23 protein-coding genes are annotated in these 20,230 nt (G+C 71.1%); 15 read left to right on the plus strand and 8 right to left on the minus strand.

Going from position 1 to position 20,230, the window contains the following annotated elements; all coding sequences use genetic code 11:
* The 7 genes from VFV19_02120 to VFV19_02150 form a co-directional block, all read left to right on the plus strand.
* A partial coding sequence (locus tag VFV19_02120; GenBank protein HEX4823086.1) for a cytochrome c-type biogenesis CcmF C-terminal domain-containing protein occupies positions 1-1,411 on the plus strand: 1,411 nt, incomplete at its 5' end.
* On the plus strand, positions 1,408-1,830 hold the full coding sequence (locus tag VFV19_02125) for a cytochrome c-type biogenesis protein CcmH (GenBank protein ID HEX4823087.1): 423 nt from the start codon (positions 1,408-1,410) through the stop codon (positions 1,828-1,830). The genes VFV19_02120 and VFV19_02125, both read left to right, overlap by 4 nt.
* A complete protein-coding gene (locus VFV19_02130; protein ID HEX4823088.1) occupies positions 1,827-2,114 on the plus strand; it encodes a hypothetical protein in 288 nt (95 codons plus the stop codon). The genes VFV19_02125 and VFV19_02130 overlap by 4 nt, the downstream gene beginning before the upstream one ends.
* 7 nt (positions 2,115-2,121) lie before the next feature.
* Entirely contained in the window at positions 2,122-2,829 is a 708-nt protein-coding gene (ccmA, locus tag VFV19_02135; GenBank protein ID HEX4823089.1) for a heme ABC exporter ATP-binding protein CcmA, read from the plus strand.
* Positions 2,826-3,521, plus strand: a complete 696-nt coding sequence (locus VFV19_02140; protein ID HEX4823090.1) for a heme exporter protein CcmB — start codon at positions 2,826-2,828, stop codon at positions 3,519-3,521. Before ccmA ends, VFV19_02140 begins: the two co-directional genes overlap by 4 nt.
* Positions 3,521-4,213 (plus strand): cytochrome c biogenesis protein, encoded by a 693-nt coding sequence (locus VFV19_02145; protein ID HEX4823091.1) that lies wholly within the window; start codon positions 3,521-3,523, stop codon positions 4,211-4,213. The genes VFV19_02140 and VFV19_02145 overlap by 1 nt, the downstream gene beginning before the upstream one ends.
* Positions 4,210-4,353, plus strand: coding sequence for a CcmD family protein (locus VFV19_02150; GenBank protein ID HEX4823092.1), 144 nt, complete (start codon positions 4,210-4,212; stop codon positions 4,351-4,353). Before VFV19_02145 ends, VFV19_02150 begins: the two co-directional genes overlap by 4 nt.
* Here the strand turns inward: VFV19_02150 and VFV19_02155 are convergent.
* Genes VFV19_02155 through VFV19_02165 form a run of 3 tightly spaced genes read right to left on the minus strand, consistent with a single transcriptional unit; the run spans position 4,343 to position 7,264 of the window.
* A complete protein-coding gene (locus VFV19_02155; protein HEX4823093.1) occupies positions 4,343-4,819 on the minus strand; it encodes a hypothetical protein in 477 nt (158 codons plus the stop codon). The genes VFV19_02150 and VFV19_02155 overlap by 11 nt on opposite strands.
* Positions 4,820-4,824: 5 nt before the next feature.
* Positions 4,825-6,675, minus strand: coding sequence for a hypothetical protein (locus VFV19_02160; protein HEX4823094.1), 1,851 nt, complete (start codon positions 6,673-6,675; stop codon positions 4,825-4,827).
* Positions 6,676-6,733: 58 nt separating this feature from the next.
* Positions 6,734-7,264 carry a TlpA disulfide reductase family protein gene (locus VFV19_02165; GenBank protein HEX4823095.1) on the minus strand — a complete coding sequence of 177 codons (531 nt, stop codon included), beginning with the start codon at positions 7,262-7,264 and terminating at the stop codon, positions 6,734-6,736.
* Positions 7,265-7,300: 36 nt separating this feature from the next.
* On the opposite strand from VFV19_02165, the gene ggt reads away from it, so the two are divergent.
* From ggt to VFV19_02200, 7 genes are read left to right on the plus strand one after another with little or no spacing between them, the layout of a single operon-like run.
* The gene (ggt, locus tag VFV19_02170) at positions 7,301-8,992 is read left to right on the plus strand and encodes a gamma-glutamyltransferase (GenBank protein HEX4823096.1); all 1,692 of its coding nucleotides are present in this window, start codon (positions 7,301-7,303) and stop codon (positions 8,990-8,992) included.
* Positions 8,989-9,546 carry an LOG family protein gene (locus tag VFV19_02175; protein HEX4823097.1) on the plus strand — a complete coding sequence of 186 codons (558 nt, stop codon included), beginning with the start codon at positions 8,989-8,991 and terminating at the stop codon, positions 9,544-9,546. Before ggt ends, VFV19_02175 begins: the two co-directional genes overlap by 4 nt.
* Positions 9,536-10,237 carry a signal peptidase I gene (gene lepB / locus VFV19_02180; GenBank protein HEX4823098.1) on the plus strand — a complete coding sequence of 234 codons (702 nt, stop codon included), beginning with the start codon at positions 9,536-9,538 and terminating at the stop codon, positions 10,235-10,237. The genes VFV19_02175 and lepB overlap by 11 nt, the downstream gene beginning before the upstream one ends.
* A 22-nt stretch (positions 10,238-10,259) precedes the next feature.
* The gene (locus tag VFV19_02185) at positions 10,260-10,853 is read left to right on the plus strand and encodes a hypothetical protein (protein HEX4823099.1); all 594 of its coding nucleotides are present in this window, start codon (positions 10,260-10,262) and stop codon (positions 10,851-10,853) included.
* Positions 10,850-12,091 (plus strand): hypothetical protein, encoded by a 1,242-nt coding sequence (locus VFV19_02190; protein HEX4823100.1) that lies wholly within the window; start codon positions 10,850-10,852, stop codon positions 12,089-12,091. The genes VFV19_02185 and VFV19_02190 overlap by 4 nt, the downstream gene beginning before the upstream one ends.
* On the plus strand, positions 12,088-13,554 hold the full coding sequence (locus VFV19_02195; GenBank protein ID HEX4823101.1) for a DnaJ domain-containing protein: 1,467 nt from the start codon (positions 12,088-12,090) through the stop codon (positions 13,552-13,554). The genes VFV19_02190 and VFV19_02195 overlap by 4 nt, the downstream gene beginning before the upstream one ends.
* A gap of 7 nt (positions 13,555-13,561) precedes the next feature.
* Complete coding sequence (locus tag VFV19_02200; GenBank protein HEX4823102.1) at positions 13,562-13,987, plus strand: NYN domain-containing protein; 426 nt, start codon at positions 13,562-13,564, stop codon at positions 13,985-13,987.
* Positions 13,988-14,087: 100 nt separating this feature from the next.
* Here VFV19_02200 and VFV19_02205 read toward each other — a convergent pair whose 3' ends face one another.
* Both VFV19_02205 and VFV19_02210 read right to left on the minus strand, forming a co-directional pair.
* On the minus strand, positions 14,088-16,454 hold the full coding sequence (locus tag VFV19_02205) for a Smr/MutS family protein (GenBank protein HEX4823103.1): 2,367 nt from the start codon (positions 16,452-16,454) through the stop codon (positions 14,088-14,090).
* Complete coding sequence (locus tag VFV19_02210) at positions 16,451-17,065, minus strand: CDP-alcohol phosphatidyltransferase family protein (GenBank protein HEX4823104.1); 615 nt, start codon at positions 17,063-17,065, stop codon at positions 16,451-16,453. The genes VFV19_02205 and VFV19_02210 overlap by 4 nt, the downstream gene beginning before the upstream one ends.
* Positions 17,066-17,182: 117 nt before the next feature.
* Here VFV19_02210 and VFV19_02215 point away from each other — a divergent pair, with 117 nt between their 5' ends.
* Complete coding sequence (locus tag VFV19_02215; protein HEX4823105.1) at positions 17,183-18,637, plus strand: PilT/PilU family type 4a pilus ATPase; 1,455 nt, start codon at positions 17,183-17,185, stop codon at positions 18,635-18,637.
* Between the two features lie 6 nt (positions 18,638-18,643).
* Here the strand turns inward: VFV19_02215 and hfq are convergent, their stop codons facing one another.
* The 3 genes from hfq to VFV19_02230 are packed head-to-tail and all read right to left on the minus strand — an operon-like array spanning position 18,644 to position 20,200.
* Complete coding sequence (gene hfq / locus VFV19_02220; protein HEX4823106.1) at positions 18,644-18,910, minus strand: RNA chaperone Hfq; 267 nt, start codon at positions 18,908-18,910, stop codon at positions 18,644-18,646.
* Between the two features lie 34 nt (positions 18,911-18,944).
* Positions 18,945-19,988, minus strand: a complete 1,044-nt coding sequence (gene miaA, locus VFV19_02225; GenBank protein ID HEX4823107.1) for a tRNA (adenosine(37)-N6)-dimethylallyltransferase MiaA — start codon at positions 19,986-19,988, stop codon at positions 18,945-18,947.
* The gene (locus VFV19_02230; GenBank protein ID HEX4823108.1) at positions 19,874-20,200 is read right to left on the minus strand and encodes a hypothetical protein; all 327 of its coding nucleotides are present in this window, start codon (positions 20,198-20,200) and stop codon (positions 19,874-19,876) included. The genes miaA and VFV19_02230 overlap by 115 nt, the downstream gene beginning before the upstream one ends.
* Positions 20,201-20,230: the final 30 nt, after the last annotated feature.

Genomic DNA, 20,230 nt, shown 5'->3' on the forward strand with positions numbered 1-20,230 from the left:
CTGGAACATGATCCTCGTCGTCCTGACCTTCTGCCTCGCGATCTTCGGCACCTTCCTCACGCGGAGTGGGATCCTCTCGTCCGTGCACTCGTTCGCGACCTCCGACATCGGACCGGCGTTCGCGTGGTTCCTCGGGATCACCTTCTTTGGCTCCCTCGCCCTCCTCGTGCTCCGCCTGAACGACCTTCGGTCGGAAGCGGTGCTCGAATCGGTGCTCTCGCGCGAGTCGAGCTTCCTGTTCAACAACATGGTCCTCGTCGGCATCGCCGGGACGGTCCTCCTGCTCACGACCTTCCCGCTCGTCTCGCAGGCGGTCGTGAACCGGCGGGTCACGATGGGACCGCCGATCTTCAACCTCGTCAACATTCCCTGGGCGCTCGTCCTCCTCTTCCTCGTGGGGGTCGGGCCGCTCATCGCGTGGCGGAAGGCGACCGCGGAGAACCTCCGCCGGAACTTCATCGTTCCGGGGCTCGTGGGGCTCTGGACCCTTCTTCTCTTCCTGGCGCTCGAAGGGCGGGATGGGCTCACGGCGGCGGGGACCGTGCTCCGGAGTCTCGTCCACGCGGACTTCGGCGCGATGTTCGACGCGCTCAAGACCTTCTACCCGCCGGCGTGCTTCGGTCTCGCCGCGTTCGTCCTCGCGACGGTCGTCCTCGAGTTCTGGCGCGGCACGCGGGCGCGCATGCACCAGTACGGCGAGAACCCGGCGGCCGCGCTCGGCCTCCTCGTCTGGCGTAACAAGCGGCGCTGGGGCGGCTACGTCGTCCACGTCGGCTTCGTCATCGTGTGCATCGGCGTCGCCGCGTCGTCGGCGTACCGGAAGGAGCTGGTCCAGCAGATCGCGCCGAAGGGGACGATCAAGCTCGACGGCTACGCGATGGTCTACGACGGGTACCGCCTCGAGGCGCAGGACGACTACATCGCCGCCGTCACCGAGGTCTCGATCTGGCAGGACGGCCGCTTCGTCGCGCGCCTCGAAGCGCAGCAGCGCGCGCACCCGAACATGCTCTTCCCCGACCTCAAGGCGGCGTTCCTGCAGGCCAAGAGCATGCGCGGCGGCGACCCCGGGGCGTACCACGACGCCGTCGCCGGGCTTTACACGCTCATGAGCCGGCTCGAGGAGATCGCTGGTCGCGAGGTGAAGACTCCGTCGACCGAGGTCGCGATCCACAAGAGCTTCTCGCTCACGCGCCCGCAGCGCTTCGCCGAGGACTTCTACGTGACGCCGCTTGGCGTCGACCCGTTCACCGGCGAGGCGAACTTCCGCGTCTTCGTGAATCCGCTCGTCAATTTCCTCTGGTTCGGCGGGCTCGTCCTCGTGATCGGCGCGACGATCTGCGTTTTCCCCGACGCGCGCGAGCGCAAGCGGCTCCAGGCGGCGCGTGCGCTCGAGGAGCGCGCCGCGGCATGATCCCGGCCGTCGTCGTCCCCGAGGGTCCGGCGAAGGGAGCGTACGAGAAGGCGGCGACGTCGCTCCTCTGCGATTGCGGCTGCGCGCCGCAGTCGATCAAGGAATGCGCCTGCATGCGGGCGGAGGAGCTCCGCACCTCCATCGCCGCCGACGCGACCGCGGGGAAGAGCGGCGATCAGATCATCGCCGGGTACGTCGCCCGGAACGGGCAGAAGATCCTCGTCTCGCCCCCGGCCGCGGGGTTCAACCTCATCGCCTGGCTCGGGCCCGCGGCCGGCCTCCTCGCCGCGGCGCTCCTCATCGGCGGGGTCATCTCCCGCTGGAAGCGCGCCTCGAAGCCGGCGGCCGGGTCGCCCGCGGCCGGCGTCAGCGACGCCGATCTCGCGCGTCTCGCCCGCGATCTCGAGGACCTCCGTTGAGCGCCGCCGTCATCGGCCTGCTCGCGCTCGCCGTCGCCGTCTTCGTCCTGGCGCCGCTCTTCCGCCCGGACGCGCGGGAGGCCGAGCGCGTCGCCAAGAGCCTGAGCCACGAGCAGGACGTCGGCGCGCGCCACGCGATGGCGCTCTCCGCGCTCCGCGACCTCGAGGAGGACCGGACGACCGGCAAGATCGGGGACGCCGATTACGCCGACATGAAGGCGAGGCTCCAAGCGACGGCGATCGGCCTCATGAAGGAGCTCGACGCCTTGGCCGAGCGCCACTAGGAGCCCCTTGGACGCGCCTCCCCTCGTCGCCGCCGTGGGCGTCACGCGGCGATTCGGCGCCACGACCGCCCTGGACGGCATCGACCTCACGGTCGCGGCCGGCGAGCCCGTCGCGCTCTTCGGGATCAACGGCGCGGGGAAGACGACGCTCCTCCGCATCGTCTCCGGCGGCTTGCGTCCCGACGGCGGCCGGATCCTGATCGACGGCGCCGACCCGCGGCGCTCGCCGGCCGCGGCGCGCGGGAGGATCGGATTCCTCTCGCATCACACGCTGCTCTACGACGACCTCTCCGCGCGCGAGAACCTCGAGTTCTTCGGACGGCTCCACGGCCTCCCGGATCCCGCCGCCCGCGCCACGGTCATGCTCCGGGAGGCCGGGCTCGAGGAGCGCGCCGACGAGCCGGTACGCGGGTTCTCGCGAGGCATGCAGCAGCGGGTCGCGCTCGCGCGCGCGCTCCTGCACGAGCCGCGCCTCCTCCTCCTCGACGAGCCGTCGTCGGGGCTCGACCTCCGCTCCACAAGCCGTCTCCGCGCGGCGCTCCGCGAGACCGCGGCGCGGGGCGTCACCTGGCTCCTCGCGACGCACGACCTCGACGAGGGGCTCGCGCTGTGTCCCCGGTGGGTCGCCCTCGACCGCGGTCGCGCCCTGGACGCGGGCGCCAGCACCGGCCCGGACGCCGCGCGCCTCCGCTCCCTCGTCCGCGGAACGGCATGAACGCTCCCCCGGGATTCTTCAAGGCCGCCTGGATCGTCGCGCGGAAGGACCTGAGGATCGAAGGGCGCACGAAGGAGACGCTCGCTGCGAGCCTGCTGTTCGCGCTCGTCACGCTCGTCGTCTTTGCGTTCGCCTTCGGGATCGACACGATCAAGCGCATGGGGAGCCCCCAGGTCATCCCGGGGATCCTCTGGGTCACCGTCGCGTTCTCCGCGATCGTCGGGTTCACCCGCTCGTTCCGCCTGGAGCGCGACCGGAGCGCGTTCGTCGCCGTGGCCATGGCGCCGATCGACCGCGGCGCCGTCTTCGCCGGGAAGTGGATCGCGAACGTCGTCCTCCTGATCGCGATCGAGGCGATCCTGCTCCCCTTGACCGCCGTCTTCTTCGACGCCGACATCGTGACCCCCGCGGGTCCGTTGGCCCTCGTCGTCCTCGTGCACACGCTCGGGCTCGCGGCGCTCGGCACGCTCTTCGGCGGCGTCGTCTCGCGGCTCGGCCGCGGGGAGGCGCTCCTCGCGACGCTCCTCCTCCCGGCCGCGACGCCGCTCTTCCTCTCCGCGGTCCAGTGCACGTCATCGGCGCTCGACGGGCGTCTCGCCGACGCGCGCACGTGGCTCCTCCTCAGCGCGGGGCTCGACGTGTTGTATGTTCTCGTCGCTCTCCTCGTCTTCGACGCCCTCATGGAGGACTGATGGCACGCCGCTTCGACGCCGGCTTGATGCTGCTCCTCGCCGCCACTGCGGCCCTGATGGCCCTCGCCCTCGCCCTCGTGTTCTTGAACGCGCCCGAGGAGAAGGTCATGGGCGCGGTGCAGAAGATCTTCTACTTCCACGTGCCGATCGCTGCGATGACGTTCCTCGCGGTCTTCGTCCTGCTCGCCGGGAGCGTCGGCTATCTCTGGACGCGGCGCGCCGTGTGGGACCACGTCTCGGTCGCGGCCACGGAAGTCGGCCTCGTCTTCTGCACGCTCGTCCTCATCACCGGCCCGATCTGGGCCAAGCCCGCGTGGGGCGTGTGGTGGACGTGGGAGGCGAAGCTCACGACGACGCTCATCCTGTGGCTCCTCCTCGCGGGGAGTCTTCTCGCGCGCGCCTACGCGACCGCGCCCGACCAGGCGGCGCGGATCGGGTCGATCCTCGGCGTCGTCGCCGCGCTCGACGTGCCGGTCGTCTACAAGGCGGTCGACTGGTGGCGCGGACAGCACCCGATCGTCTTCGGCGCCGGAAAGACCGATCCCCTGGCGCCGGGAATGGGCTCCGCCCTCATGGCCTGTATGTTCAGCTTCCTGCTTCTCTTCACCCTGCTGGTCGCCGCTCGCGCGCGCCTCGCCGCGCTCGAAGGCCAGCTCGCCGCGCTCGAAGACGCGGCCGCGAGGGCGCGATGAAGAGCTACTCGTTCCTGTTCTGGGGCTATCTCGTCGTCTGGGCCGGGCTCGTCGTGTACTTCGCGCTCCTCGCGCGACGGATCGCCGACGTCGGCCGCCGTCTCGACGCGCTCGAGAGGAAGACGAAAGCTACGGCTTGATCGCGAGGTCGAGCGCGTCGCCCGGGCCGAGGCGCTCGCGCGAGGTCGACGGGAGCCTTGCCTGGAACGCCGACGCGAGCGCTGGCTCGACCGCCTCGCCGCGCGACCAGGCGCGCCAGGCGTCGCGCACGCGCAGATAGGCCGCGCCGTCGATCCCGAGCGCCCCCGCGGTGCTCAATCGGGCGACCCGGCACGCCGCGAGCGCCTCGTCGCCGAACGTCCGGTCGTCGGCCTTAACGCCGAGACGCTCCGCCGCGCGGGCCTGCGCCGCGCGCACGGCGAGGAAGGCATCGACGAGGGGGAGCGCCGCCCCGGCATCCGCCTTGGTGTCGTGGGAGACCGCCGCCTGCGTCGTCGCCTTGGGTCCCAGCGCGCGCTCGTACTGGTGGGCGACGAACGCGAGCGCGCCGACACCCGCGGCGCCGAAGCCGACGAGGATGACGATGATGCGTGTCTCGCGCGTCATGACGATCAGTCTGCCCTCTCGTTCCCGCACGCGTCGACCGGGCGCACCTCGTAGCAGGCGGCGCCGCTCGCCGCGTCGTCCCAGGTCGTGAGCGACGTCTCGGCCGCGAGGGTGAACGCCTGGGACGGCGCCGCCGCGCGGTAGATCCGGTACGTCGCGGCACCCGGGCAGGCGCTCCACTGAAGGGTGGCGCCCGGTCCCGCGTCCCGCCCGACCCGGACGGTGTCGCCGAGCGGGCTCGAGCCCGGGGCGACGAGGATGCTCGCCGATCCGGGCACCGCGTCCACGTTCCCATGATCGTCGATCGCGCGCGCCTCGACGGTGTGCGGCCCCGACGAGAGGGTCGGGAGCGCGGCGCTGAACCGCTCGACCGGGCCTCCCCACGCGCCGTCCTCCGGGCTCGCCGCGATCCACGCGCCTCCGTCGGCGCGCACCTCGACGCCGGCGATCCGGTTGATGCTGATGTTCGAGGCCGGTGTCGCGGTGTAGGTGTTGCGGTTCGTGGCCGCGACGACGGTGGCGACGCCGGTCACCGCCGGGATGCGACATGCCTGCGCCGGCAGCGCATCCAGGAACGTGTCCGGGTTCTCGCCGACGACGTCGAGGTCGCCGTCCCCGTCCAGGTCGGCCCAGCCGATCTGCCGCCGCGTCGCGTCGCACATGGAGTCGCCGTTCGCGATCATGACGCACGCCGCCGCGGCCGCATTGCACGCCGCGCAGTTCGCGTTCGGCCCATCCAGGTAGCCGCGGTGGTCGGTGCAGACGCAGCCGCTCGACGCGTACTCGTCGAAGGCGTAGAAGGCGTGCTCGATCTCGTGGCGGAGGACCTGGTCCATGCGGTCGATCCCCCACGCCTGGTTGTCGTAGGTCATGACGATGTGCGGTCCGCCGACCCACGTGTACGCGAAACGTCCGTCCGCGAACTTCCCGTCGACGTCGTTCAACGAGTCGACGACGAAGACGTTGACCGCCCAGTCGGTGCCGTCGTAGCGGCGCGTATCGGCCGCCAGGGCCCGCGAGCGCGCGAAGCGGTCGCCGCTCGTGTAGCCGAGCTTCCCCAGGACCTGCGTCGCCCAGAGCGCCTCGCCGGTCGTGCCGTAGGGATCGGCGGCGTGCCGGATCGGCTCGTAGCCGGTCCGTGCCGCGGGCTGCACCCGACCCGCCAGGACGTGGTAGACGAAGCGGAGACCCGCGCGCGGTTCTTGAAGGCGCACCCACTCCAGCCCCGCGGCGATCTTCGCGACGACCTCGTCCTCCCGGTCGGCGCTCCAGTTCTCGGACTGGAACTCGATCGTCCCGTCGCTCTCGACGAGGATGACGTTGATGCTCACCGCTCCTGCGAAGAACTCGCTCGTGTTGAGATCGGTCGCCCCGTACGGGGCGCCCGGGCTCCCGGTCGACGACGCCGCGACCTTCCTCACGCCGGCGCGCGCCGCGCGCACGGCGTCGAGCGTGGTCGCCGGAGGCACGAGCGCATCGTCGCCGATCTCCGCCGGCGGACGCTCGTCGGTCCGGTCGCCGAGGTGCGCGATCGCGCTCCAGGCCGCGAGCCCCCATCCGGGGACGCCGCGCCCCGCCCGGGCCGCGGCACCTTTGAGCGCGACCTCGCGCACGCCGGCGAGCTTGAGCGCGCGGAACTCGGATCCCGGCGGCAGCTCGACGATGAGGACGCCGTCGAACGCGTGCACGGTCCGTCCACCGAGCGAGGCGATCCCCGAGAGCGCCGCGGCTCGTGTCGCCGGCGAGGCGTCGTCGAGGATGAGCGCCACCACCGGCCGAGGCGGAGACTCGGCAGACGCTCGGCCTCCCAGGAGCGCCAACGACACCACCGCCGCACGAGCGAAGGACCGGCTCATCGGGGAGAAAACTAAGGAAGGCGGAAGAGGCCCGCCATGACGATTCCGTACCCGTCGACTACAGGTGGTCTTGGATCGCTTTCTCGAGGATCGCTCGCGGGACCGGGCCGATCCAGTAGCCCACGATCTTGCCGTCGCGGTCGATCAGGTACTTCGTCGGGAAACCGACGACGCCGCCGTAGGCGGAGGCGACCGCCTCGGAGCCGATGAGCGTCGTGTAGGGGAGCTTGTTCTCGTCGACGAACGGCTTGACCTTCGACGCACCCTCGTCGTCCATCGCGATCCCGAGGAGGGTGAATCCCCTCGCGCCGTACGTCGCGTTCAGCTCCTTGAACATCGGGATCTCCTCGCGGCAGGGAGCGCACCACGTCGTGAAGAAGTCCACGAGCCGGAGCTGTCCCTTGCTGTCGGAGAGGTGGACCGCCCTGCCGTTGACGTCCTTGAGCTCGAAGTCGGGAGCCGCGCGGACGGCAGCGGCGGCCGGAGCCGCGGCGTCGGCCGGCTTGGCGTCGGCGTTGCGCGGCTGAGAACCGCCGCAGGCGGCGAGGAGCGAGATCGAAAGGGCCACGAGAACGGATGAACGCGTCATGACCGGAGATTTTATCAGGTCGGGCATAATCCGGCCGTGCGCCGCCTCGCTGCCGCCCTCGCCGCCCTCCTGGTGCTCCTCCCCGGAGCGCTCGCGGCGTCGGCGACTCCCGTCGTCGGGCCGCGCGGGATGGTGGCGTCGCCCGAGAAGCTGGCCGGTGACGTGGGGCTCGACGTTCTCGAGAAGGGCGGGAATGCCGTCGACGCCGCGGTCGCAACGGCGTTCGCGCTCGCGGTGACCTTTCCGCGTGCCGGCAACCTCGGCGGGGGCGGATTCCTCATCTATCGCGCCCCCGGCGGCCGCTGCTCCGCGATCGATTTCCGCGAGACGGCGCCGGCGGCGCTGACCGCGGCGCACTTCAAGAACGCGCGAGGCGAGATCGACCCGAAGAAGAGCCAAGAGGGCGGGCTTGCCGTCGCGGTGCCGGGATCGGTGGCGGGGCTCGCCCTCGCCCACGCCCGCTACGGCACGAGACCCTGGGCCGAGCTCCTGGCACCGGCGATCGAGCTCGCCGAGACCGGCTTCCCGATCTCCGCCGTGTCCGCCAAGATCTTCGGCGACGAGAACGCGCGCCTCGCCGCCGATCCTGCGGCGCGCGCGCTCTTCACGCACGACGGTGCGCCGCTCCAGGCGGGCGACCGCCTCGTCCAGAAGGATCTCGGAAAGACCCTCCGCGCGATCGCGGCCGGCGGTGCCAAGGCGTTCTACGAAGGCGACACGGCGGAAGCCGTCGTGCGCACGGTGACGGCAGCCGGCGGGGTCCTCGCCGCCGCGGACCTGGCCGGCTACAAGCCGGTCGAGCGCGAGCCGCTCGTCGGCGCCTACCGCGGCCACCGCGTCGTGACCTTTCCCCCGCCGTCGAGCGGCGGCGTGATCCTGCTCCAGATGCTCGCCATGCTCGAGCGCTTCGACCTGGCGGCGTCGGGCGCGGGGTCGTCGCTCACGCTCCACCGGCTGGCGGAGGTCGAGCGCCGGGCCTACGCCGATCGCAGCGGGGCGCTCGGCGATCCGGCGTTCGTCGACGTCCCGGTCAAGGCGCTGCTCGATCCGGCCTACGTCGCGAAGCGCGCCGCGTCGATCCGGGACGACCGCGCCACGCCGTCGTCCGCGGTCCGCCCGGGAGTCGCAGGGCGCGAGGGAGGCGAAACCCTCCACCTCTCGATCGCCGACGCGCGCGGCGGCGCCGTCTCGCTGACGACGACGATCAACTCGTGGTTCGGGGCGGCAATCGTCGCGAAGGGAACCGGCGTCCTTCTCAACAACGAGATCGACGACTTCGCGCTCGGCGAAGGTGTGGCGAACCAGTGGGGCCTCCTCGGTGGATCCGCCAACGCCGTCCGCGGCGGCAAGCGCCCGCTCTCGTCGATGAGCCCGACGATCGTCGAAGCGGTCCCCCCCGGGCCCCGTCCGTTCCTCGTCGTGGGCTCGCGGGGCGGCGCCACGATCATCACCGCCGTGCTCCAGACGATCGTCCATGTCGTCGACGACGGCTTCACGCTCCAGGAAGCGATCGACTTCCCGCGGGCGCACCACCAGTGGCAGCCCGACGTCCTCCAGGTCGAGCCGCACGGTCTCTCCGAGGACGTCGCGCGCGCGCTCCGCGCCCGCGGCCACGTCCTGAAGACGAGGGAGCCGATCGCGAACGTCGTGGCGATCGGGCTCGACGCCCAGGGACGCTACACGGGAGCGCCCGACCCCCGCGAGGAGTCGGTGGCGGTCGGCTATTGAGCGCGCGCGGCGCGGTCGCGGTGTTCGGCTCGTCCGAGCCGGCCGAGGGCGATCCGCTCTACGAGGCGGCGCGCCGCGTCGGCGGTCTCCTCGCCCGCGCGGGCTACGACGTCGTCACCGGCGGCTACGGCGGCGTCATGGAGGGCGCCTCGCGCGGCGCTGTCGAGGGCGGCGGCCGCTCGGTCGGCGTCACCTGCTCGATCTTCGCGGCGAGGACACCGAACGCCTTCCTGAGCGCAGCGCACGAGACCGACGACCTCATCGCGCGGATGGCCGAGCTGGTCCGGCGGTCCGACGGCTTCGTCGTGCTCCACGGGAAGTCCGGCACGCTCGCCGAGCTGACGCTGCTCTGGGCGCTCCACCGGGCGGGGAGCCTCGGCCCGCGCCCCGTGGTACTTTTGGGGGCCGCGTGGCGGCCGTTCCTCCATCACCTGGTGAAGGGGAACATGATCGAGAGCGCCGAGCTCGCGATCACGCGCGTGGCGGACGAACCGGAGGAAGCGGTCGCCTCGATCGACACGCTCCTCTGCGCGGAGGGCGGACGTGGGGAGTAGGACGGGCTACGGGGACGACCGCGCGACGGTGGGCGACGGGCCGCCGCCGAAGGGGATCGTCCGCGACTACGCCGAGACGATCCTGATCTGCGTGATCTTCGTCGTCTTCACGCGGGCGTTCATCTTCCAGCAGTCCAAGATTCCCAGCGGCTCCATGGAAGACACGCTGCTCATCGGCGACTACATCATGGTCAACCGCTACATCTACTCTCCCGCGGACTCCGCGATCGAGAAGATGCTGCTCCCCTCGCGCGACGTGCGCCGGGGCGACGTCATCGTCTTCAAGTATCCGGACACCCCCGAGATCGACTACATCAAGCGCGTCATCGGCCTGCCGGGAGACACGGTCGAGATCCGCCGCGGCTACGTCTACGTCAACGGCGAGAAGCTCGACGAGCCTTACGTGAAGGACGCCTACCGGCTCGCCGACTCGCGGGAGCCGGTCAAGATTCCCGAGGGCCACTACTGGGTCATGGGCGACCACCGCGACCGCTCGGCCGACAGCAGGGTCTGGGGCACGGTCCCCCGCGAGCTCATCAAGGGCCGCGCGGTCCTCATCTGGTGGTCGTACACCGAGGGTCCGAACGACATCAATCTGCGGGGGTGGGACCAGCTCAAGGCGATCCTGAGCAAGGTCGCCCACCTCGTCACCCGGTCGCGCTGGAGCCGCTGCTTCACCCTGATCCACTGAACGCGTCTATATTGGCTGGGCGATGAGCGAGGAGCAGGAGTCCGCCAGGGACGACGGCGGGACGCGTGAGGCCGGGGTCCGCGGCTTCGCGTCATCGGCGCTCCTCGTCGGCGCGGTCGGTGCGGTTCTCCTCGCCGGCTGGTCGCTCAGAGGCAGTCCCACGCCCCCGCCCGCGGCCGCCGCTCCCGAGGTGAAGCTCGGCAAGACCGTCCCGGTCGAGGCCGCGCCGCCGCCCCCCGTCGAGGCGGCGGTGACGGTCCCCGAGGTCGAGACCCCGCCGCCCGCTCCGCCTCGCGCGGCCGCTCCCGTCCCCGCCGCCGTCCCCGTCGCCAAGCCGGCGGACGACGCCGGCCGCCTCGCCGCGACCGGCCGAGCGTTCACCGCTCAGCTCCTCGTCGCTTGCCGCGCCGACACCGTCGACCGGTTGCGCGCGGAGGCGCGCGGCGCCGACAAGCTCTACGTCCTCCCCGCGACGGTCCATGGGAGCTCCTGCTGGCGCGTCTGCTGGGGCGCGTACGGCTCCGCCAAGGAAGCGTCCGCCGCGGCCGATCTGCCGAAGGCGCTCCGCGGCAAGGAGCATCCCGGCGCGGTCGAGATCGCCAAGGTGCTGCCGTGACGCCGGCGACCTTGATGCTCGCCGCCCTGATTCACCTCCAGGGGGGCGGAACCGTCGAGGCCGACCGCTGGTGGATCGACGGCGACACGCTCTTCGTGGAGTCCGCGACCGGCACGGTCGGCATGCCGCGCGCGCTCCTGGTCAGCGTCGACGAGTCCGCCGCCGCGCCCAAGGGAAAGGCCTCGCAGCCTCCCGCGAAGAAGCCGCCGGCCGCGCATCCGGATCCCGAGGCGATCGCCGCGATGAAGGCCGGGAACGAGGCGCTCATGGCGCGCGACTACGAGACCGCGGTCCTCAAGTTCCACGACGTCATCGAGCGTGAGCCCGATGCGGCGGGAGCGCGCGTCGGCCTCGCCGTCGCCGAGATGAAGCTCGGCCGGGACAACATGGCGTTGCCCGTCGTCCTCGACGGTCTCGTCCGCGATCCGGCGTCGGCGGAGCTGCAGGAGGTCCTGGGCGACCTGCGCGACCGCGACGAGCGGGTCGACGAGGCGCTCACCGCGTGGCGCGAGGCATTCCGCCTGGCGCCGAGCGACCGCGTGCGGGAGAAGATCGTGAAGGGCGAGCGCGAGATGGCGGCCGCGAAGAACTACGCCTTCTCCGCCGCGGCGCACTTCAACATGCGTTACGACGGCGACCTCGATCAGGACCTCGTCGCGTCGATCACCGACTTTCTCGAAGAGCGCTATGTCGACTTCTCCTCGACCTACCATCATGCGCCGAGCCAGCCGATCACCGTGCTCCTGTACCCGAAGCAGGCGTTCCACGACGTGACGCAGGCCGGGAGCGAGGTCATCGGGCTCTACGACGGCAAGATCCGCGTGCCCCTGGCCGGCCTGAAGAAGCTCGACCCGGCCGCGGAGAAGGTGCTGGCGCACGAGCTGACGCACGCCTTCGTGCACTCGAAGACGCGCGGCAACTGCCCGAAGTGGCTCCACGAGGGGCTCGCGCAGATCGCGGAGCCTCGCGAGCTCCGGCGCTCGCAGCGCGCGGACCTCGCGGCGAAGGTGCGGCCCGACGATCCGAAGACGTGGCCGAACGTCGCCTTCAGCTATCCGGCGGCGCTCTCGCTCACGAGCTACATCGCCGATCAGCGAGGGCTCGACGTCCTCGTCGCCGTCCTGGACCGCCTCGGCGCGGGCGACTCGCTCGACGAGGCGCTCCACGCCTACTACGGCGCCACCTACGCCGAGATGGCGAAGGCCTGGGCGGAGTCGGTCCGCGCGGGGACGCCGTGAGGCCCGCGGCGGCGCCGCCGTCACCCCCTTCACCGTTCCGGCAGTTCCCCCGCCTCCTCTGCGAGAAAGCGGCCGGCTCGGGAATCCTGACCGCATCGCGCGGCCGCCTGAAGCGCCTCTTCTGTCTCGAGAAGGGCTGGGTCGTCTACGCCACGTCGAACCTGCTCGAGGAGCAGTACGCCGAGTATCTCGTCCGCTCGGGCATCCTCACGCCCGATCAACGCGCCCACGCCGTGGAGACGGCGGCGCTCAAGAAGATCTCCGTCGCGGCGGTCCTTCTCGATGCCGGCCGTCCGTCGCCGGAGAGCCTGCGCCGCGCGATGGACGGGCTGATCCGCGAGCTCCTCACGTCGACCTTGGAGTGGCCCGACGGCGCGTTCTCCTTCGAGGACGGCGCGCCGAAGCTCGACGGCGAGGTGACCGCGCGCCTGGCGATCCGGCCGTTCGTCATCGCCCATGCGAAGCGGCATCCCGCGTCGCTGGACGCGCTCAGGATCCGGATCGGTCCTCCCGACCTCCGGCCGGTCGTCCCGCCGAAGGCTGCGGCGTCCGCGGGCGATATGGACGCTCTCGGCACCTATCTCCTCGAGCACTGCGACGGGAGCCGCGACCTCGCGGAGCTCGTCAAGGGCTCGCCCGCCGAGGAGGAGCCGACGCTCCGGCTGATCTACGGCCTGCTCCTCGCCGGCTGGCTCGAGCCCGAGGATCCCAAGATCCGGCGCTCGCGCGAGCTCAAGACCGAGGCGACGATCACACGCGAGGAGGCGCTCGGGCGGCTCAGCCTCGCCACCGGCCAAGACCACTACGGCGTGCTCGGCCTCGACCGGACCGCGCGTCCCGACGCGATCCGTGAGTCGTACTACGCGCTCGCGCGCCGTTATCACCCGGACCGCTTCCGCTCCGGGTCGCTCGCCGACCTGCTCCCGCGCTTCGAGGAGTTCTTCACGCACGTCACCGAGGCCTACAACACGCTCTCGGACGCCGAGGGCCGCGCGGAGTACGACCAGATGCTCCTCTCCGCGCACACCGATACCGACCGCAAGGGCGCCGACACCGGCGGTTACGCCCGTCAGAACTACCTGCGCGGCCGCGCGCTCATCGCGCAGCGCAAGCTCAACGAGGGGATCACCTTCCTCGAGAACGCCGTGCAGATCGATCCGTCGCACGCCGAGTACCACCTCGAGCTCGGGCTCGCGCTCGCCAAGAACCCGCGCCATCGCGAGGCCGCCGAGATCCGCCTGCTCCAGGCGATCGAGCTGGCCCCGACGTCGGTCGCCGCCTACCTCGCGCTCTCCCAGATGTACCTGAAGGCAGGCCGCCCCGGCCGCGCGGTGAGGATGGCGAAGGAAGCGCTGCGGTGGGAGCCGGGCCACCTCGAGGCGCAGGAAGTCATCGTCCAGGCGGGAAGCGCCGCGACCGACGATCGCGACGACCTCAAGCGCGCGATCTTCGGCGGCTCGTAGGACCGCCATGCCCCGCGTCGTCGACGGGGACAACGTGCTCGGCACCTGGCCGGGCCGCACCCGGTCGGACGCCGAGAAGCGGAAGCTCGTTCGGGAGATCGCGAAGCTCGCCCGCGTCGAGCGCCGCCGGATCGTCGTCGTCTTCGACGGCACGTCCCCGCCGGGCGTCTCGTACGGCCCCGACGTCCTCTTCTCCGGCCCCGGCCGCAAGGCCGACGCCGTCATCCTCGATCTCCTGAAGCGCGAGAAGGACGTCGCCGGGTGGGCCGTCGTCACGAGCGATCGCGCGCTCGGCGATCAGTGCCGCTGGGTCGGCGCCTCGGTCGAATCGCCGTCGTCGCTGCGGACCAAGCTCGCGAAGGACGATGCCGGCGAGAAGCCGGAGAGCGCGGACGACGTCGACTACTGGCTGAAGCAGTTCGGCGAGGAGTGAAATGGGGACATTCAGCTTTTGATCAAAGGGGACAGTAACCAGGTTTTTGTTACACACGCAGTTCGTGTGTAACAAAAACCTGGTTACTGTCCCCCCCGTTTTACCGAAGCGTGACGACGGTCGCGCCGTCGCCCCCTTCGCCGGTTCCGCCGGGGCGGAACGACGCGACGAGCGGATGAGCCTTGAGATGGGCGCGGACCCCGACGCGCAAGCGCCCGGTGCCGTGGCCATGGACGATGCGGACCTCGTCGCGACCCTCACGCGCGCAGGCGTCCAGGAACTTGTCGACCTCGGGGAGCGCCTCGTCGACCGTCTTCCCGAGGAGGTGGAGCTCGAGCGGCGGCCCTTCGGGACGCTCGTCCGATGACGGGCGCCGCGAGGCGATGAGCGACGCGATCTTGGATTTCTTCTCCGGAGCCGGCGCCGCCTCCTGACCCGCGGCGGCGAGATCGGCCTTCGAGACCAAGAACGTCGCCGCCCCCATGCGGACGTCGATCTTCTCGCCGCGCACGGCGACGATCTCCCCTTCGCGCTCGAGCGAGATGATCCGCACGCGTGCGCCGGGCGCGATCGTGAGCGGCCCCGCCGCGACGGGGGCCGCCGGCGCGATCCGCCGCGCTTCCGCTCGAAGACGCGACTCCGCGCGGAACTGCGCGCGCTCCGCCTTCGCCCGCTCCTTCGCATCCTGGATGCCGGCGAGCTCCTTCTTCGACTGCTGCCGGAACTCGCGCAGGGCGGCGTCCAGCGTCTTCGCTGTGGCCTCCCGGCGCTCCGAGGCTTCCGCGGCGGCCTTCTTCTCGAGCCGCTCGCGTTCTGCGGCGAGGCGGGCCTCCGCCTCGCGGAGACTGCCGGTCTTCTCCTCCGCTTCCGAGGTGAGCGCGCGCAGGCGCGCCATGTACTCCTCGGCGCGGACACCGGCGCCGACGAGCGCCCGCGCCCGTGCGACGAGCGACGCCTCGAGACCGAGCCGTGAGGCGACGTCGATCCCCGCCGACGATCCCGCGGCCCCGGCGAGCACGCGGTAGGTCGGCTTCAGCGTCTCCTCGTCGAACTCCATCGCAGCGCTCTGCACGCGCGGATCCGAGAACGCCCACGCCTTGAGCGCCGCGTGGTGCGTCGTCGCGATCGCCGTGATCTCGAGGTCGAGGAGGCGCTCGAGGACCGCCTGCGCGAGTGCGGCACCCTCCCCCGGCTCGGTCCCGGTGCCGATCTCGTCGAAGAGGAAGAGCGCGGGTGCCGCGGCCTCGTCGAGAAACCGCACGACCGCGCGCACGTGGCCGGAGAAGGTCGAGAGGTCCGCCGCGATCGACTGATGGTCGCCGATGTCGGCGCGAAGCTGGCGGAAGATCGGGAGCGTCGCCTCGTCCGCGGCGACGGGCAGCCCGCACTGCGCCATGAGCACCGCGAGGCCGACGGTCTTCAGGGCCACGGTCTTGCCGCCGGTGTTCGGTCCGGAGACGACGAGCACGCGATCGTACGGGTCGATCGCCACCGTGATCGGAATGCACCGGATGCGGCGGTCGAGGAGCGGGTGACGGACGGCGTCCAGGCGGAGCGGTTCCGACGGGGCGAGGCGCGGCGTCGTCCCACGGATCGCGCGGGCGAACGCCGCCCTGGCCTGGACGACGTCGGCGCGGGCGAGGCCCGCGATCGCCGCATCGATCTCGGGAAGTCGTGCGCGATAGCTCTCCGTCCAACCGCGGACGATTCGGAGCGCCTCGGCCGCTTCCTGCTCCGCGAGACGGACCAGCTCGTTGTTCGTCGCGACCGAGGCGATCGGCTCGACGAAGAGGGTCTGCCCGGACGACGAAGCGGCGTGGACGATCCCTTCCACGGGGCGCGGCGCATCGGCGCGGACCGGGATGACGAAGCGGCCGTTCCGCTGGGTGACGAAGTCGTCGCGGACGACGCTCGCCGCCGAGGGATCGTGGAGGAACGCCTCGAGCTGCCGGCGCAAGCGCTCGCCGGCCTTGACGATCGCGACGCGCAGGCGCCGGAGCTCGGCCGAGGCGTCGTCCTCGAGGCGGCCGTCGGGTCCCACGAAGCGCACCACGTCGCGCGTCAGAGCGCCCAGGTCCGAAATGCCGTGCGACAGCGCCTGGAGCGACGGGAACTCCCCGGCGTCGAGACGGCCGAGGCGCTTGCCGAGATCGGCGGCTTCCGCGAGCAGCGACGCGAGATCCCGCAGCGCCACGGGGTCGACGACGTGCCCTTCGATGCCGAGCGTGCCGCGCGCGGGCGCGGGATCGGGAAGAGCCGCCGGGATCAGGCGGCCGAACCGCTCGGCGTACCGGCCCGCCTCGTCGTTCGCCGCGTGCTCCGCCGCGAGCGCCGCAGCGTCCGCGATGGGACGCGCGTCCTGGAGCGCCGAGCGCCCGGGCGGACTCGCCGCGAAGCCGGCCGCGTAGGCGAGGACCTCCTGGAGCTCGAGCGCCTCCTCGGAGACGGCATCGAGATCGAACGTCACGGCGTCGCTTCCGGCCCGCGCTCCCGGAGATGCGCGACGGTGCGCCAGAGGTAGTGGAAGCCCGAGAGCAGGATGAGCACGAGCGTCGTCCTGATCGCGAACGGGACGATTGGGTTCGTCTCGAGGCGCGCGTTGAAGAGGAGCACGAGACCGATCGTGACGAGCTCGGTGCCGGTCGTCACCTTCCCGATGACGGAGGGGAGGAACCGCTTCTGGCCGTACGCGAGGTGGAGCATGAGCGCGATCGCGAGAATGAGGCCGTCCCGGCTGATGACGAGGATCGTCAGGTAGAGGGGGATCCGGTTGACCATCGGGATCCCCTGGAACAGGTTCGGGTAGCGCGTCAGCAGGATGAACCCCGAGATGAGCAGCATCTTGTCGGCGGCGGGGTCGAGGTAGGCCCCCAGCGCCGTCCGCTGCCGGAAGACCCTTGCGATCAGGCCGTCGAGGAGGTCGGTCACCCCGGCGCCGATGAAGATCCCGAGCGCGAGCGAGAACCTCGCCTCCAGGACCGCCAGGATGAAGAACGGCACCGCGACCAGACGCAGGAAAGTGAGCTGGTTCGCGAGCGTCCAGTTCCCGACACGTGTCTTGAGCTCACCCGACCCCATGCGAACTCCGGCTTATATCACGTGGTTTGACTCCGCCCGGACCCGGCACCTATGTTCGGTCGGGCCGGGGTCCATCCCGGCGTCGAGGACGCCATTTCGGAGAAGGATGACACCCCGATGACGATCGACGATCTCTTGCGCTTCATGGTCAAGCAGGAGGCGAGCGACCTCCACCTGAAGCCGATGCGCCCTCCCCTGCTCCGGATCAAAGGCAAGCTCCTCCCCTTGAAGACCGACGCGCTCCATCCCGACCTCCTCAAGGAGATGATCGGCTCGCTCCTGAACGACCGGATGAAGGGCCAGATCGAAGAAAACTGCGCCGCCGACTTCGGGCACAGCGTCCCGGGCGTGTCGCGCTTCCGCGCGTCGGTGTTCCTGCAGCGCGGGACCTACTCCGCGGTCTTCCGGCGCGTGCCGTTCGAGTTCCCGTCGATGGACGACTGGGGGCTGCCGCCGATCCTGACCGAGTTCACGAAGCTCAACCAGGGCCTCGTGCTCATCACCGGGCCGACCGGCTCGGGGAAGTCCTCGACGCTCGCGTCGCTCATGCGGATCATCGTCAACACGCGCCTGATCCACCTCATCACGATCGAGGACCCGATCGAGTTCTTGTTCAAGGACAACCTCGGGGCGGTCACCCAGCGCGAGGTGGGAACCGACACGCCGTCGTTCTCCGCGGCGCTCCGGAACGCGCTCCGCCAGGACCCCGACGTGATCATGGTCGGCGAGATGCGCGACCTGCCGACGATCCAGACGGTCTTGACCGCGGCGGAGACGGGCCACCTCGTCTTCTCGACCGTCCATACGAACAGCGCGGTACAGACGATCGACCGGATCATCGACCAGTTTCCCGAGTCGAATCACCGTCAGATCCGCCAGCAGCTCTCGAACGTGCTCCAGGCGATCGTCTCCCTGAAGCTCGTCGAGAAGACCGACGGATCGGGCCTCATCGCCGCGGTCGAGATCTTGCGGACGTCGCCGCGCGTGCAGAAGCTGATCCTCGAAGGGAACCTCGACGCCCTCGAGGAGGAGATCGAGAACTCGGTCTCGTACTACAAGATGCAGTCGATGAACCAGTCTCTCGCCTCGCTCGTGCTCAGGGGGGCCGTCGCGCGGGACACCGCGCTCGCGATCTCGATCAAGCCGGGCGACCTCGACCTCATGCTGAGGAAATTCCTCTACGCGGCGGAGAACCGCTCACCGGAGGAGGGACACGACATGGCCGAACCGCTGAGCGACTTCTCGAAGATCCTCGAGCTGCAGGAGATCAAGCGGCTCTACGACGAGCTCCAGGACAAGTTCCGGCAGGAGATCGGCGAGCGCGACGAGGAGATCGCACGCCTGCGATCCGAGGTGTCGCATGCCCAGCCGGTCGCCGCGGTCGGCAGCGAAGCCGACCACCTGCGCGCCGAGAACGAGCGTCTCGGGAAGCAGATCCAGCTCGTGCGCCAGGAGTACGAGGCCAAGGTCGAGCGGATGAACGCGCGCCTTCGCGAGCTCTCGAGCACGGGAGCGCAGGCGCCCGCCGGCGGTTCTCCCGAGCCGGGCAAGGGTGGCTTCTTCCGCCGCTAGGCGCGGCTAACCTTCGCGCCGCTCCGAGCCGTGCCCCGCGTGCGCGGCATCCTCCTCGCCGGCACCCATGCGCGCGGGTCCGACGGTCGAGATCGCGTGCTTGAAGATCATCTGGTCGCCGTGGTGCGTCTCGAGCAGGATCGTGAACTTGTCGAACGCCCGGATGCGCCCGACCAGGCGCTTGCCGTTGGCGAGGAACACGGTGACGAGCGCGCGCTCCTTGCGTGCCCGGTTGAAGAACTCGTTCTGGATGCCTCCGGTCTCGGTGTCCATCGGGTCCTCCTGCGGACTCTCACGTGGGTCGAGTCTAACACGCGACGAAGCGGCGCCATGACGCCACGATCTCGCCGGCGAGCGCGTCCGGGTCGCCGGACGCGTCCATCCAGACAACGCCGGGCTCCCGCCGGAACCAGGTGCGTTGCCTCTTGGCGTACCGGCGCGTGGCGGTGACGATCGCGTCGCGCTCGGTGCCGAGATCGAGCCCGAGAGAGCGCGCGCGGAGTGCCTCGCGGTAGCCGATCGCCTTGAACGCGTTCGCGGATTCCGGCACCCCGGCGGCGAGGAGGTGCGCGACCTCCTCTTCGAGCCCGGATTCCAGGAAGCGGTCGACCCGGGCCGTGAGGCGGGCCGCGAGCAGGTCGCGGTCGAGCGTGAGGCCGATCTTGAGCGCGTCGTAGCGCTCCCCCGGCGTGGACCAGGTGCCGGCCGCCGCGATGCGGTCGCTCCAGATCGGGCCGGGCCCGGCGAGCTCCAGAGCGCGGAGGAGGCGCTGGGTGTCGGCGGGAGCGATCCGTGCCGCCGAGCCCGGGTCCCGGGCCGCGAGCGCGCCGTGGAGCCGCGCGGCGCCGAAGCGGGCCAGGAGGCGTCTCAGGCGGTCGCGTCGCGCCGCGTCACGCCCCGGCGCCGGGACGACCCCCTTGAGCAGGCCGCGGAGGTAGAGACCCGTGCCGCCGACGACGATCGGGACGCGTCCCCGCGCGGCGATCGCCGCCACGGCGGCGTCGGCATCGCGGACGTATTCGGCAAGCGAGTAGTCGTGCCGCGGGTCGACCGTGCCGACGAGCGCGTGCGGAACGCGGTGCCTCTCGTCGTCCGTGGGCTTCCCCGTGGCCGCGTCGAGGCCCCGATAGATCTGGAGCGCGTCGCAGCCGACGATCTCGCCGCCGAGCGCCTCGGCGACCTCGACGGCGACGCGCGACTTGCCCGTACCGGTCGGACCGAGGAGGACGAGGATCCTCAGCGGTGGTGCTTGGTCGTCATCCGGCCGTGCGCTTCGTCGCGGTACTCGTTCACCGTCTCCTGCATGTGGTCGTGACAGTAGATCTGCCCGCGATCGATCCCCCGGCCGCAGCGCGCGCACCGCCCGCGCACCACCTGCTTCGTGACCGGCGTGACGACACGGAGGACGATCGACGCCGCGAACACGACGAGCGTCGCCTTGAGCGTCAACGCCGACCAGCGGTCGTCCGCCGCCTCGGGGAGCCATCCGGCGACCCCGGCGATCCACAGCCCGACCGTGAGGACGAGCAGGATCCACCCCAAGCTGAATAGTCCGCGTCCCATGTGCCCGACTTTCCGGCCCCCCGGTTCCGG

The organism is Candidatus Polarisedimenticolaceae bacterium (genome assembly GCA_036275915.1).
Lineage (GTDB): Bacteria > Acidobacteriota > Polarisedimenticolia > Polarisedimenticolales > DASRJG01 > DASRJG01.

What these genes read in the sequence shown, in the direction of transcription:
- VFV19_02125 (HEX4823087.1), top strand. Translation starts at nt 1,408, where the DNA reads ATGATCCCGGCCGTCGTCGTCCCCGAGGGTCCGGCGAAGGGAGCGTAC.
- VFV19_02155 (HEX4823093.1), bottom strand. Translation starts at nt 4,819, where the DNA reads ATGACGCGCGAGACACGCATCATCGTCATCCTCGTCGGCTTCGGCGCC.
- VFV19_02185 (HEX4823099.1), top strand. Translation starts at nt 10,260, where the DNA reads ATGAGCGAGGAGCAGGAGTCCGCCAGGGACGACGGCGGGACGCGTGAG.
- VFV19_02200 (HEX4823102.1), top strand. Translation starts at nt 13,562, where the DNA reads ATGCCCCGCGTCGTCGACGGGGACAACGTGCTCGGCACCTGGCCGGGC.
- VFV19_02230 (HEX4823108.1), bottom strand. Translation starts at nt 20,200, where the DNA reads ATGGGACGCGGACTATTCAGCTTGGGGTGGATCCTGCTCGTCCTCACG.
- VFV19_02140 (HEX4823090.1), top strand. Translation starts at nt 2,826, where the DNA reads ATGAACGCTCCCCCGGGATTCTTCAAGGCCGCCTGGATCGTCGCGCGG.
- VFV19_02215 (HEX4823105.1), top strand. Translation starts at nt 17,183, where the DNA reads ATGACGATCGACGATCTCTTGCGCTTCATGGTCAAGCAGGAGGCGAGC.
- hfq (HEX4823106.1), bottom strand. Translation starts at nt 18,910, where the DNA reads ATGGACACCGAGACCGGAGGCATCCAGAACGAGTTCTTCAACCGGGCA.
- VFV19_02150 (HEX4823092.1), top strand. Translation starts at nt 4,210, where the DNA reads ATGAAGAGCTACTCGTTCCTGTTCTGGGGCTATCTCGTCGTCTGGGCC.
- VFV19_02145 (HEX4823091.1), top strand. Translation starts at nt 3,521, where the DNA reads ATGGCACGCCGCTTCGACGCCGGCTTGATGCTGCTCCTCGCCGCCACT.
- VFV19_02165 (HEX4823095.1), bottom strand. Translation starts at nt 7,264, where the DNA reads ATGACGCGTTCATCCGTTCTCGTGGCCCTTTCGATCTCGCTCCTCGCC.
- VFV19_02210 (HEX4823104.1), bottom strand. Translation starts at nt 17,065, where the DNA reads ATGGGGTCGGGTGAGCTCAAGACACGTGTCGGGAACTGGACGCTCGCG.
- VFV19_02160 (HEX4823094.1), bottom strand. Translation starts at nt 6,675, where the DNA reads ATGAGCCGGTCCTTCGCTCGTGCGGCGGTGGTGTCGTTGGCGCTCCTG.